We start from the raw sequence: 14234 nt of genomic DNA, 5'->3' as shown, positions 1-14234 counted from the left end.
ATTGGTATGCTGAAGTGGATCAAATCCGGCGCGCCCTGGGTCTGGCTGACGGGGGGAGCCGTGAGTATCGCTCTGCTCTCGGTGCTAGGGCTGCTGCTTTTGATCGGCTGGAAAGGGCTGTCCTATTTCTGGCCGGCGCCCCTGTATCAGTGGCAAACCGAACCAGGCAAGATACTGGTTGGTCAGCTCTATCAGCAGGAAAAGGTGTCGCTGGCACATCTGCGTGAAATGGATTACCCGCTGCCGGAACAGGTACTGCAGCAGGGCTGGGCGATGCGGCTGAATATTAAAGTGGCCAACCGGGATCTCTACCCGGCAGACTTTGTCTCCCTGCTGGATATCAACCTGTCTGAGCCGACCACGCCGCCAGGCTGGGCGGTGATCGAACGTAGTCGCTATGGCGACTTTTACGGTAAGCCGGTCAGTTACCGGGATTCCTCTGGCCAGCCACAGGCAGTCAGTACCGAGGTCATCGCCAGTGCGCTCCGGTTTGCCGATCAAATGCATGACTCGATGCAACAGCTGATCGACAACAAGATTCGCCACATTAGTGAACAGATGGAAACTCTGCGCCGACAAAAACGCAAGCATGAGCTGAATCAGACCCTGACGGACGATTTCGTTGCTAAAGCGCAACAGCGCGCTGCGGATCTGCAGCAGCAGTTGAGTCTGGCGGAAAGTGAACTGGATAAGCTGAGGGCACAATTGGCGAAGCAGGGCCTGTTGGTCGAGGATATGACCGGCACTCGGCAGTTTATTCCTCTCAGTCAGATGCTGGATGTCTGGTTTCCGAATCAGATGAGCCTGGCCGAGAAGCTATTGCACTGGGCCAAACAGCTGGGCAAATTTGTCTCTGACGATCCGCGTGAGTCCAACTCTGAGGGGGGCGTATTTCCGGCCATTTTTGGTACGGTATTGCTGGTACTGATCATGTCCGTCATCGTTATGCCGCTCGGAGTGATTGCCGCTATCTACCTGCACGAATATGCGCGCAATAATGCCCTGACCAGAATCATCCGTGTTGCGGTGATCAACCTGGCGGGGGTGCCCTCCATCGTTTACGGCGTGTTTGGCCTGGGCTTTTTTGTCTACAGCCTGGGCGGCTCCATCGATGCGCTGTTCTATGCCGAGCGGCTGCCGGCACCAACGTTTGGTACCCCGGGTTTGCTATGGTCGGCACTGACACTGGCGGTGTTGACGCTGCCAGTGGTGATCGTCGCCACTGAAGAAGGTCTGACCCGGATTCCAAGTTCGGTGCGTCACGGTTCTCTGGCATTAGGCGCCACCCAGTCGGAAACCATCTGGCGGATCATTCTGCCCATGGTCAGCCCGGCGATTCTGACCGGTCTGGTGCTGGCTGTGGCCCGCGCGGCGGGCGAAGTGGCACCGCTGATGCTGGTCGGGGCGGTCAAACTGGCGGCGACGCTGCCGGTAGACGATCAATTTCCGTTCCTGCATCTGGAGCGCAAGTTCATGCATCTGGGCTTTCACATCTATGATGTCGGCTTCCAGACCGCGAACATTGAAGCGGCCAGGCCGCTGGTGTATGCCACATCTTTTCTGTTAGTGACCGTGATTGTCGGCCTAAACTTAACAGCAATCAGTATTCGAAATAACCTGCGGGAAAAATACCGCACCCTGGGACAAGATTAATCATGTTTACCGTTGACCAAGCACTGGGATACAAACCGCCACTCAATGTGAATAACCTCAGCGATGCGCAGACTGCGATCAGCATTGAGGGGTTAAATCTGTTCTATCAGCAGAGTCAGGCATTGAAAAACATTTCGATGCGCATCCCTAAAGGTCAGGTTACGGCGTTTATCGGCCCGTCTGGCTGCGGTAAGTCGACGCTGTTGCGCTGTATTAACCGCATGAACGATCTGGTGGAAGGGTGCCGGGTGGAAGGTGAAGTTAAATTGTACGGCAGCAACGTCTACCATCCGAGTGTCGATGTACCGACGCTGCGCCGCCGGGTTGGAATGGTATTTCAACGACCGAACCCTTTTCCCAAATCCATCTATGAGAACGTGGTGTATGGGCTGCGGCTGCAAGGAATTCGCAACAGCCGGGCGCTGGATGATGCGGTAGAACGTTCGCTGCGCTCGGCCGCGCTGTGGGATGAAGTGAAAGACCGCCTGCATGAGAACGCATTCGGCCTCTCCGGTGGTCAGCAGCAACGGCTGGTGATCGCCCGCGCGATTGCTATCGAGCCAGAAGTGCTGCTGCTCGATGAGCCGACTTCGGCACTGGACCCGATCTCAACCCTGACCATTGAAGAGCTGATCAACGATCTGAAGACCAAATATACCGTGGTGATCGTCACTCACAATATGCAACAGGCAGCCAGGGTTAGCGACCATACGGCGTTTATTCATATGGGAAGTTTGATAGAGTACTCAGATACCGATTCTATTTTCACTTCACCATTGAAAAAACAGACCGAAGACTACATTACCGGAAGATACGGTTAATCGCACAACCAGTCGCACAGCAATCAGTAGGGGGTAGCATGAATTTCGGACGTCATATTTCAGGCCAGTTTAATGTGGAGCTGGAGTCGATTCGTACCCACGTGCTGACCATGGGCGGTCTGGTGGAACAGCAGTTATCTTTCGCTATGCAGGCACTGCACAGAGACGATATCGAGCTGGCAAGAAAAGTGGTCCGCGACGACCACAAAGTCAACGCGATGGAAGTGTCCATCGATGAGGCCTGTACCCGGATTATTGCCAAGCGGCAACCGACCGCCAAAGATCTGCGACTAATTATGGCGATCATCAAAACCATCACCGATTTGGAACGCATCGGTGATGTTGCCACCAAAATGGCTTATGTGGCGATCGAAAGCCCGTCGTCCAAAGAAGGCCAGTTCCAGGTGTCACTGGAACCTTTGTGCCGTCAGGCGATAGCCATGCTGCACCAGGTGCTGGATGCGTTTGCCCGCATGGATGTGGATGCCGCCACCGAAGTGTACAAGCTGGACGATAAGCTGGATGCTGAATACGAAGCGGTGATCCGCCAGTTGATGACCTACATGATGGAAGACCCGAAAAATATCCCGCATATTCTGCAGGTGATGTGGTCGGCCAGGGCGATAGAGCGGGTGGGCGATCGCTGCCAGAATATCTGTGAATATATTATTTATTTTGTCCGCGGTAAGGATGTCCGTCATCTGGGCGACCAGAGTATTGACGATGCGCTGCGCTAACCTTACCCGCCAGCCAGAATGACAACGCCCCGATAAAAGTCGGGGCGTTGTGCTTTATGCGGCGTCTTCCTGTTGCGGCTCAACTTCGGCCACTTTTTTGGCCTTTTTCGGTGCCGGCTTACGTTTGGCACCCAGCGCATACATAACTTCTTCTTTGTTCTGTGCCAGAAACATCGCCAGATCTTCCTGCTTGGCTTCATCTTCGATCAGATCACTTTTACCTAACAGCTCGAACAGCTCGTCTGCCATATCCAGCATTTTGTCATAAGCGTCCGCTTCCGCTTTAGAGGTAAAAGTCATTTTCTCTTCTCCGTTGCGTTCTACCACGTACTTGACGATTACAGCCATGGTTCTTCCCCAAAGTTTGATGTGAATGATTTACTGTCTTTTTATACAGGTTGTAGCAAGCTAAGTCCAGAGCAGTAAGCCGGAATGCGAGCTGAGTGCTCAGCTCTTATCCCAGCTTTGACAGAAGTCAATAAACGCCTTCAGCAACGGGCTCTGATACTTCTCTTTATGAACCAATAACCAAAAACGGCGTTGCATATCCAGCGGCACGTTAAGCGGCTTAACCCTGCCATCCCGAATCGCCGCTTCTGCCGCCAGTCGCGACAGGCAGCCGAGCCCCAGTCCGGCGGAAACGCTGTTGATGATCGCTTCGGTGGTATTAAGCTGAAACGCTTCCTGCCACTGTTCAATCCGCGGCGCCACTACCCGCAGGAAGAATTCCCTTGAACCAGAGCCGGCTTCACGCAGAATCCACTGGCTATTTTCCAGCTCACTGAGTACCAGATTAGTTTGTTGCCCGGCCGGATGGTCCGGCGCGCAGATCAGGCACATCTCATCGCGGGAAAACTGACTGGAGAGCAGTTCTGAATGGAGAGTTTTACCTTCAATCAGGGCTATATCCAGCTCGTAGTCGACCAGTTTCTGACAGATCAGTGCCGAGTTACCGATGAGCAGGCTCTGTTGCTGGTGGCCGGTTTGGCTGCGAAATGCCTGTAGCATGTAAGGCACCAGTTGATTGCCGATGGTATCACTGGCTCCGATACGTAACTGGCCGAATAGCTCCTGCTGGCCTTGAAACAGCTGCTCAATATCCTGGCTACGGCTGAGCAGTTCGTCCGCCAGCGGCAACAGTTTCTGTCCTTCCTGATTGAGGATCAGCCGGTTGTTGACCCGGTCAAACAAGGCATGGCCGAGCTGCTTTTCCAGCTCCGAAAGGGTCATGCTGACCGCCGCTTTTGACAGACACAGGGTGTCGGCGGCGTGGGTCAGAGTAGGGTGCTGGGTCAGGCTGCTAAAGACCTTTAACTGTTTCAGAGTAATGTTGTGCGCCATAGCGGTTCCGTCTGTTGTGCGTCGGTCTGTCTGCATGGTTCAGGGACAGGGCGTTATCGGTATAGCAGAATCCGGTCGCAGTTGACCAGCCTTTCAGCCTGAAATGCTGCGTTGAGCACAAGTTGAACAAGCCAGAATATCAATTGGTTATATCGCTCTGTAATCATCGTTGGCTGTGCTAATCTTGACGGTTATCAAGGTGACGTTGGTGAGAGCAAAGTGTTTACCGTCTATCATTCCAATCAGGTCGATATTCTTAAATCGCTGCTGGTAGAGCTAATACGCCGCCAACCTTTGCAGCATCCTTTCCAGCAAGAGCAAATCCTGGTACAGAGCCCGGGGATGTCGCAATGGCTGAAAATGGAGCTGGCCAGGTCACTCGGGGTCGCGGCCAATATCGCATTTCCGCTGCCGGCAACCTTTATCTGGGACCAGTTCAGCCAGGTGCTGCCTGATGTGCCGAAACGCAGCGCGTTCAATAAGCCCGCTATGTGCTGGAAGCTGATGCAGCTGCTTCCACAGTTGCTGGACCGGGCGGAATTTGCGCCGCTGAAGCGCTATCTCAGCGACGATGAAGACGGCTCCAAACGCTATCAACTGGCAGAGAAGATCGCCGATATTTTTGACGGTTATCTGGTTTATCGGCCGGAGTGGATCGCCAGTTGGGAAGCCGGCCTTACGGTGGCCGAACTGGGCGACGAACACCCGTGGCAGCCGATTTTATGGCAGGCCCTGTACGATCACACCGTCTCGCTCGATCAGTCACCGTACCACCGCGCCAACCTGTATGAACAGTTTATCGATACGCTGCAAAACAGCCGCCAGGAGTTTGACTTCCCAAAGCGTCTGTTTGTGTTTGGTATCTCATCTTTACCGCCTCGCTATATTGATGCGCTGAAAGCGATCGGCGAACACACCGACGTGCACCTGATGTTCACCAACCCCTGTCGTTACTACTGGGGCGATGTGCGGGATCAGAAGTTTCTCGCCCGTCTGGCCGCCCGTCATCGCCAACATTTAGTGTGGCATCAGGACCATTCCGAATTGGAAGGGGAAACGGGCCAACTGAAGGACGATGTGAATACCACCCTGCACACCGATGCCGTGGGCAACAGCTTACTGGCGTCGATGGGTAAATTGGGCCGCGACAACCACTACCTGCTGGCGCAGTCGCAGTCGCATGAGATCGAAGCGTTCGTCGATATCGCCCGTGACAGCCTGTTGCATCAGCTGCAAGCCGATATCCTTAATCTGGAGCAGCACCAGGACGATCACTGTATCGACAACAGCCAACACAAGCAGCGGGTGTCGGCGCAAGACAATTCCGTCAGCCTGCATGCCTGCCACAGCCCGATGCGGGAAGTGGAAGTGTTGCACGATCAGCTGCTGGCGATGTTTGCCGCCGATCCAGAGCTCAAGCCGCGAGATATTATTGTCATGGTGGCGGATATTAACGCCTACAGCCCGGCGATTCAGGCAGTGTTTGGTAACGCACCGGGTGAGCGCTACATTCCGTATTCGATTTCCGATCGCAGCGCCGAGCAGGAGAACCCGATCCTGGCGGCGTTTCTGCAGCTGATTCACCTGCCACAGTCTCGCTGCCTGGCGTCAGAATTACTCGAACTACTGGAAACGCCGGCGATACTGCGTCGCTTTGCGATCAGCGAAACCCAGTTCAGTCAGGCGAAACGCTGGGTGGAAGAGAGTGGTATCCGCTGGGGGCTGGACGAGCATACCGCAAGCCAGTTTGAGCTGCCCGCCAGCCGACAGAATACCTGGCAGTTTGGTATTGAACGCATGCTGCTCGGTTATGCGATGCCGCAATCGGCTGGCCTGTTGACCACCGACCAGGGCGAGATCCTGCCCTATCAGGAAATTGAAGGACTGGGGGCTGAGCTGGCCGGAAAACTGGCGCAGTTTATCCAGACCATCAGCGAGCTGAGAAGCCAGCTGTCCCACCCTCAATCGGTCGAGCAGTGGCGCGCATGTATCAACCAATTGCTGGAGCGCTGTTTTAGTGCTGAACTGGATGAAGAGCTGGCGCTGAAATCGATTCGCGATGCCCTCACTCAGTTACAGGAGCAGCTGAGTGATGCGGCCTACCAGGAGGAATTGTCCCCGGCGGTGCTGCGCTATTACCTGCAAAACAGCCTGTCTGGCAGCCGGGTCAGCCAGCGTTTTCTGGCCGGTCAGGTGAACTTCTGTACCCTGATGCCGATGCGCTCGATTCCGTTTAAAACTGTGTGCCTGCTGGGGATGAACGACGGTGCCTATCCGCGCACGGTGGCGCCGGAAGGCTTCGACCTGATCAACGGTCGCAGCCGTCCGGGCGACCGTTCTCGCCGCGACGATGACCGCTACCTGTTTTTGGAGGCCTTGCTGTCGGCTCAGCGGAACTTGTACATCAGTTATGTCGGCCGCTCGATTCAGGATAACAGTGACAAAGCGCCGTCGATCCTGGTTAGCGAGCTGCTGGAATACCTGGAGCAGAACTACTGCCTGGTAGGGGATGAGCAACTGCCGGTGGATAAGTCCGGACAGCGCTTGTTGGCGCAACTGACACGTCAGCACGCTATGGTACCGTTTAGTGTCGAGCAGTTTAACAGCGCCGACGGCAGCTTTGCCAAAGAGTGGCTGCCTGCCGCCCGGCGTCAGGGACAAGCCAGCGGCCAGTTCAGTCAGCCGCTAACGGATGTGCTGCTCGACAGCCCGGCCAGCATTGAGCTGGATCTGGTTGAGCTGCAGCGATTCTGGCGCCTGCCCGTGCAGTATTTTTTCAACCGTCGTTTACAAGTCCGTTTTGACCGCTCCCTGGCGGTGATGGCGGATGACGAGCCGTTTATTCTGGACGGCCTGCAAAGTTACCAGCTGCGGGATGAGTTGTTGAACGAGCTGCTGGCGCTGCCTGCCGTCACGCCCGAGCAGCAGGACCAGCAGTGGCAGCAGTTTATCCGCTGCAAGCGCGCCGAAGGCAAGTTGCCGGTGGGGGCCTTAGGTGAGCTGGAGTTCGCTGCCAACCGGGTCCAGGCCGAAGCGATGCTGGCCACCTTACAGCCGCTCTGTCAGCAACTGCAGCCGGATCAGGAATTGCGCCTGACCACCATACTGCCGACGCAGCAGCAACTTCAGCTGACCGGCTGGATCACCCAGCATTACCGATCTGGCCTGGTGCGTTTTCGTATGGGAAGGCTGCGCGGCCAGGATTACCTGTCAGCCTGGATCGATCACCTGGCGATGGCGGCTGCCGGACAGAGTTGTCCGACCCACATGGTCGGTTACGACAAAAAAGAGGGCGTGGTGCACAAGGTGTATTCACCGCTTGCCAGTCCGGAGTTGGCCCGACAGCTATTGCAACCTGTGCAGGAGCTCTATTTCCAGGGCTTGAATCAACCGCTCTGTTACTTTCCGCAAACCTGTCTGGCCGGGGTAGAGGCAGGCTTTAACCGAGGCAAGTGGGTCGAGGATCCGGATCGGGCCCGACAAAAAATGGCCGAGGCGTTTAATGATGGTTACCTGCGCCGCGGGGAAGGCCGCAACGATTACATCCGTCGCATCTGGCCACAATGGCAGGCCGAGTTGGCATCGCAAAGCTACCAGTTAGCCAGGCAGATACTGGAGCCGGCCAGAAGAGCCGCAATCGACAGCGAGCAGTATTATGCCGAACTGGGGTGATGAGGAAATGGTGGCCGCCAGAAAATCGTTATTATCTGTAGGGTGTTCGCTGTGCGGCCACAGGGTCAGAGGGACCGAAATCTTGACAATATTTACTATTAAAGTAGTCACATAATGCACGGCGCAGATAGTAACGCATCAAACAGGAGTACTTCCGTGAGTAGGATCGCACAAGCTGTTCAACTGCCAAGGAAAATTTGCTGTTTGGGCGGAAGTTTTACCTCCGGTCACACTTTGCTAAACCGTCTATACATTGAGGATCGCAAACTATGACAGCCAAGTCCGATATTTCAGCGTTGGATACCATGACGTTTCCGCTGCACGGCGCGCGCTTGATTGAAGCTTCGGCCGGGACGGGTAAAACGTTTACCATCGCCGGTTTGTATCTACGGCTACTGCTTGGGCATGGCAGCGAGCAGACCAGGCACCGGGCACCTCTGACGGTCGATCAGATCCTGGTGGTCACCTTCACTGAAGCGGCCACCGCAGAGCTGCGTGATCGGATTCGCGGCCGTATTCATGCCGCCCGGCTGGCGTTTGCCCGCGGCCAGAGTAACGATCCGGTGATCGCGCCGCTGTTGGATCAGGTGGACAACCATGCCCAGGCTGCACAGATCCTGCTGGACGCCGAGCGGCAGATGGATGAAGCGGCGATTTTCACCATCCACGGTTTCTGTCAGCGAATGCTGACCCAGAACGCATTTGAATCGGGCAGCCGTTTCAGTCATGAATTTGTCACTGACGAAACCCGCCTTAAAGCTCAGGTAGTGGCCGACTACTGGCGGCGCAATTTCTATCCGCTGCCGCTCAATCTGGCCGGCGAAGTACGCAAACTGTGGGCATCACCGGCCGATCTGTTGGCGCAGATCAGCGGTTATCTGACCGGTGCCCCGCTGGCAATGAGCGTTGCGCCGATGGCGCAGGATCTGGCACAGCTGCACAGTGACAATCTGCAGCAGATCGACCGGCTCAAAAGCCTCTGGCGCCAGCATCAGCAGCAGTTTTCTGAACTGTTTGAGCAGTCTGGCATCAACCGACGCAGTTACAGCAAAACCAGTTTGCCGAAATGGCTGGCCAGCGTCGATGAGTGGGCCGGGCGGCCAAGCCAGGACTACAGCTATCCGGATGCGCTGGAAAAATTTGCCCAGAATGTGCTGAACGAAAAAACCAGCAGCGGAACGCCGCCGAGCCATCCGGTGTTCAGTGAAATTGAATCCTTTCTGTCTCAGCCGGTCAGCCTGAAAGCGCCGTTGATCGCTCACGCGATCCAGCAGTGCCGGCAACGGCTGGCGGAAGCGAAGCAACAGCATCAGTGGTTGTCGTTTGATGACCTGCTGACCCAGTTGTCCGCGGCGCTCGATCAGGATCAGCAGGCGCTGCTGAGTGAGCGAATCCGCAGCTTGTATCCGGTCGCGATGATCGATGAGTTTCAGGATACCGACCCGCTGCAATACAGTATTTTCAGCCGCCTCTACCTGGACCACCCGGAGTGTGGCCTGTTTATGATCGGCGACCCGAAACAGGCCATCTACGCCTTTCGCGGCGCGGATATTTTCACCTATATCAAGGCGCGCAAACAGGTCAGCTCGCATTTTACTCTGGGCACCAACTGGCGCTCCAGTGCGGACATGGTGGCGGCGGTGAACCGGATCTTCGCCGGTGCCGATAAACCTTTTATCTATGATGAGGATATCCCGTTTCTGCCGGTTCAACCCAGTCCGGCGGCCGATCAGCGCTACTGGAGTATCGAAGGGCAGAGTCAGCCAGCGCTGAGTTACTGGCTGTTTCAGGACGACGAGCAGGAAAAACCGGTCAGTAAAGGCGATTATCAGAACCAGCTGGCGGTGGCGTGTGCATCGCAGATCAACCGGATACTGACACTGGCAGATACCGATCAGGCCCAGTTGCACAGCAGCTCCGGCGCCCGGCCGATCCGCGCCAGTGACATTGCGGTGCTGGTGCGCACCGGCAGTGAAGCGCAGCTAGTCAGGCAGGCGCTGGCAGAGCAAGGGGTGGCCAGCGTCTACCTGTCCAACCGTGACAGTGTGATGACCAGCCAGGTGGCCTCGGATCTGCTGCTGTTCTTGCAGGCGGCTCTGACGCCGGAGCAGGAGGCGGCGCTGAAGAGCTGCCTGGCCAGCGAGCTGTTTGCGCAGAATGCCAGTCAGTTAGAGCAGCTTAACCATGATGAAGTGCTGTGGGAGCAGGTGGTAAAAGAATTTCGCCAGTATCGTGAAGTGTGGAAGCGGGTCGGGGTGATGCCGATGCTGCGCAGCATGATCAGCCAGCGTCATATTGCCGAGCGATTGCTGGAAGAGCCGGGCGGCGAGCGCGCCCTGACCGACCTGATGCATTTAAGTGAATTGTTGCAGCAGGCGAGCCTCACTCTGGACAGCGATCACGGTCTGCTGCGCTGGCTGGCTCAGGCATTGGATGATGCCGAACACGGCTTGGCCGGCAGCGATGACTATATTCAGCGGCTGGAATCGGAACGTAACCTGGTGCAGATCGTCACCATCCACAAGTCAAAAGGGTTGGAGTACAACCTGGTGTTTTTGCCGTTTGTGATGAGTTATCGCCAGGCGGGCGAAGCCAAGTACTACGATGATATCCACGACCAGACCATGCTGGATCTGAACGCCAGCGCACCGGCGATGCTGGCGGCCGAACGGGAGAGGCTGGCGGAAGATTTACGCTTGATCTATGTGGCACTGACCCGGGCAGTATATGGTTGCTTTATCGGTGTCACTCCAATCCGCAACGGCCGCTCGGCCAAGGCGCCGACCGGTGTGCACCACAGCGCGATGGGCTACCTGCTGCAAAACGGTCAGCCGGGCGACATTGCCGCACTATCTGCGGCAATTGAAGCGCAAATTGGCCCGGTTGCGGGCATGACCTGCACCGAGCTGCCAGAGCCGCCTACACAAAGTTACCAGCCGCAATCCGAGCCGGAACAACCGCTGGCCGCGCGCCAAATGGCCAAGCCTGTCGACCGGTTGTGGCGGCTGACCAGCTACTCTGCGCTGGTCAAGCAGGGCGGGCAACAAAGCCATGACGCCAGCCTGGAGCCGATCGGCTATGACATCGATTCGGCGGATGAGCAAACACAGCCGGAACTGCTGGCCAGCGAACGGTCAATTTTTAACTTTCCCCGTGGCGCTCGTCCCGGTACGTTTTTGCACACCATTTTTGAACAGGTGGAATTTGGCCAACCGGCCGCCAGTGATCACAACCGGGCGGTGATCAGTCAGTTACTGGAACAGGAACAGTTTGATGCCGAATGGCAACCGGTGTTGGAGCAACTGGTCGACACAGTACTGGCAACGCCGCTGGATGGCCGGCAGATGAAACTGAACCAGACCCAGCCTGAACAGCGTCTGGTCGAAATGGAGTTCTTGCTGCCGATTGAAGTGTTGTCCAGCAGCGAACTTAACCAGCTGGCGCAGCGACACGATCCGCTCTCGGCCAGAGCGCAACAACTGGGTTTTCAAACCGTGCAGGGCATGCTGAAAGGATTTATCGATCTGGTGTTTGAATACAAAGGTAAATATTACGTGCTGGACTGGAAATCCAACCACCTCGGCGACACGGTCAGCGATTACCATGGCCAGGCGCTGCAAAGCGCCATGGTGGATCACAGATATGATCTTCAGTATCAAATCTATGCCCTGGCACTGCACCGGATGCTAAAAAGCCGTTTGGCTGATTACGACTACCAACGCCATTTTGGTGGGGTGTACTATCTGTTTCTACGCGGCATTGATGGCGACAGCGAGCACGGTATTTTCTCGGCCAAACCTAGCCAGCCGTTCTTAGAGCAGTTGGATCGGCTAATCGCCGGGCAGTCACCTGAACCGGGCGACGAACCACATGGTCAGATGGAGTTAGGGCTATGAATAATGAAGACGTGCTGCCACTGCTGCAGCAGCTCGCCGACCAGGGCGGGATACGCCAGCTCGATTTCCAGTTTGGCCGCTTTATCACCCAGCAAAGTGGTGACACCCTGCTTGGGCTGCTGGCGACCGTGGTCAGCGCCGAACTGGGGCGTGGACATATCTGCCTGCCGCTTCAGGACGGCGAGGGCCAACCGGTGGACCTGGCTGCCAAGCTGGGTCTGTTTGGTGACCCGGCGCTGGCGCTTAACCGGTGGGTGTACGGAATTGATCTGGCTGCGCGGTTAGCCAACTCTGACTGGGTCGGTCGCGGCAGTGAACCATTGCCAATGATGTGCGACGGTCAGCGGCTGTACCTGCACCGCTACTGGCATTATGAAGTGTCACTCGCCGAGCGATTACAGAGCTTTGGGACACCCATGAGCTTTAAGCCTACCGATGTCCAAAAGCTCTCTGAACTGCTGGATCATCTGTTCGCGCGCCAGTACCGCTATCTTTGGCAAGCGCTGCAACCGTTGCGGCAGCAGAGCTGGAATCCGGTTTCCCGTCAACGGCTGATTTGTGATCAGCTCGATGTGGTCGATGAGTCGGCGCTGGACTGGCCGGCGATCGATGCACTGCTGTGCAGCGCCAACAGCGCTGTGGAGCTAAAACCGTTGGATGAGTTAGTGCCACAAGCACACTGCATCAACTGGCAAAAAGTGGCGGCGGCAGTCGCGCTGACCCGGCGCTTCGCGGTGATTTCCGGTGGCCCGGGTACAGGTAAAACTACCACAGTGACCAAACTGTTGGCCGCCCTTATCGAGCAGAGCAAACAGCTTTCAGGCCAGCCTCCGGTGATCAAATTGGTGGCGCCGACCGGTAAAGCCTCGGCGCGGCTGACCGAATCGATCGGTAAAGCGGTGGCGCAACTGCCGGTGGACGAGGCGCTCAAACAGGCGATACCCACCCAAGCCAGCACTCTGCACCGCTTACTGGGGGTGATCCCGGACAGTGTCCAATTCCGTCATCATCGGGGTAATCCGCTTCACCTGGATATTTTGGTGGTGGATGAGGCCTCTATGGTGGACTTGCCGATGATGTATAAGTTGGTGGACGCTCTGCCCAGCCATGCCAGGCTGATCCTGCTTGGAGACAAAGACCAGTTGGCGTCGGTGGAAGCGGGGGCGGTGCTGGGGGATATCTGTTCTTTCCATCAGCAAGGCTACAGCACCAGCCAACAACAGTTGCTGGCCCAACTGACCGGTTTTACTACTTTTTCGGCTCGTGTCGCGCAACCTGATGCGGTGGCTGACAGTTTGTGCATGCTGCAAAAGAGTTATCGTTTTGACGCCCGCTCCGGGATTGGTCAGCTTGCCAAGGCAGTCAATCAAGGCTCTGCGGCGATGTTGGAGCAGGTATGGCAGCGCGACTACGCTGATATCAGCCGCTACCCGCTGGATAATCAGCATTATCAGCAGTTGGTGACGGATCTGGTTGGTGAATACCGCGACTATTTGCAACTGATGGCCACCGATCCGGTGAATGGCCAGGCGGACAGAGCCATCGCGATGGCGCGTCACGCCAAGACGGTGCTGGACAGTTTCAATCAGTGCCGGCTGCTGTGTGCTACTCGTGAGGGCGACTTTGGCGTTTCCGGGCTCAATCTCCGGATAGAAAAAGCCCTGGCGGCGCGCAAGCTGATCCAGACTCAGGAAGAAAGCTGGTATCACGGCCGGCCGGTGATGGTGGCACGCAATGACTACGGGCTGGGGTTGTACAACGGTGATATCGGAATCTGTATGCGCGATTTGGCGGCAGACGATCAGCGACTGAAAGTCTATTTCGAGTTGCCCGATGGCAGCGTTAAAGCGGTACTGCCAAGCCGGGTGCCCGAACACGAGACCGCTTTCGCGATGACGATTCATAAATCCCAGGGCAGTGAATTTGCCTCAACTTACCTGTTGCTGCCTGCGAAGTTTAGTCCGGTACTGACCCGTGAACTGGTGTATACCGGCATTACCCGGGCCAAGCATCGGCTTAGCCTGTATGCGGATAAGGGTATCATTGCCCGAGCGATAGCGCTGACCACTGAACGCGCCAGTGGCCTGGTCAGTCGATTGTCTTCGTAAACCGAG

At 56.3% G+C, this 14234-nt stretch carries 8 protein-coding genes; 6 read left to right on the top strand and 2 right to left on the bottom strand.

Annotated elements, in window-relative coordinates:
- Positions 1-6 precede the first annotated feature (6 nt).
- The 3 genes from pstA to phoU are packed head-to-tail and all read left to right on the top strand — an operon-like array spanning position 7 to position 3211.
- The gene (gene pstA / locus ACQY6F_RS03755) at positions 7-1653 is read left to right on the top strand and encodes a phosphate ABC transporter permease PstA (RefSeq protein ID WP_428772289.1); all 1647 of its coding nucleotides are present in this window, start codon (positions 7-9) and stop codon (positions 1651-1653) included.
- A gap of 2 nt (positions 1654-1655) precedes the next feature.
- Entirely contained in the window at positions 1656-2474 is an 819-nt protein-coding gene (pstB, locus tag ACQY6F_RS03750) for a phosphate ABC transporter ATP-binding protein PstB (protein ID WP_428772288.1), read from the top strand.
- Between the two features lie 38 nt (positions 2475-2512).
- Positions 2513-3211, top strand: coding sequence for a phosphate signaling complex protein PhoU (gene phoU / locus ACQY6F_RS03745; RefSeq protein ID WP_428772286.1), 699 nt, complete (start codon positions 2513-2515; stop codon positions 3209-3211).
- A 54-nt stretch (positions 3212-3265) separates the two neighbouring features.
- Here phoU and ACQY6F_RS03740 read toward each other — a convergent pair whose 3' ends face one another.
- Both ACQY6F_RS03740 and ACQY6F_RS03735 read right to left on the bottom strand, forming a co-directional pair.
- Positions 3266-3559 carry a YebG family protein gene (locus tag ACQY6F_RS03740; protein ID WP_428772285.1) on the bottom strand — a complete coding sequence of 98 codons (294 nt, stop codon included), beginning with the start codon at positions 3557-3559 and terminating at the stop codon, positions 3266-3268.
- Between the two features lie 99 nt (positions 3560-3658).
- Positions 3659-4552, bottom strand: coding sequence for a LysR family transcriptional regulator (locus tag ACQY6F_RS03735; RefSeq protein ID WP_428772284.1), 894 nt, complete (start codon positions 4550-4552; stop codon positions 3659-3661).
- 219 nt (positions 4553-4771) lie between these two features.
- Between ACQY6F_RS03735 and recC the strand changes: the two genes are divergently transcribed.
- The 3 genes from recC (at position 4772) to recD (ending at position 14228) form a co-directional block, all read left to right on the top strand.
- The gene (gene recC, locus ACQY6F_RS03730; RefSeq protein ID WP_428772283.1) at positions 4772-8224 is read left to right on the top strand and encodes an exodeoxyribonuclease V subunit gamma; all 3453 of its coding nucleotides are present in this window, start codon (positions 4772-4774) and stop codon (positions 8222-8224) included.
- Between the two features lie 269 nt (positions 8225-8493).
- A complete protein-coding gene (gene recB / locus ACQY6F_RS03725; RefSeq protein ID WP_428772281.1) occupies positions 8494-12120 on the top strand; it encodes an exodeoxyribonuclease V subunit beta in 3627 nt (1208 codons plus the stop codon).
- On the top strand, positions 12117-14228 hold the full coding sequence (gene recD / locus ACQY6F_RS03720) for an exodeoxyribonuclease V subunit alpha (protein WP_428772279.1): 2112 nt from the start codon (positions 12117-12119) through the stop codon (positions 14226-14228). The genes recB and recD overlap by 4 nt, the downstream gene beginning before the upstream one ends.
- Positions 14229-14234: the final 6 nt, after the last annotated feature.

The organism is Vibrio sp., assembly GCF_050299255.1.
In the GTDB taxonomy this organism is placed as follows: domain Bacteria; phylum Pseudomonadota; class Gammaproteobacteria; order Enterobacterales; family Vibrionaceae; genus Vibrio.
The sequence above is the reverse complement of the archived record's forward strand: the minus strand, read 5'-3'. Positions and strand labels throughout refer to the sequence as shown.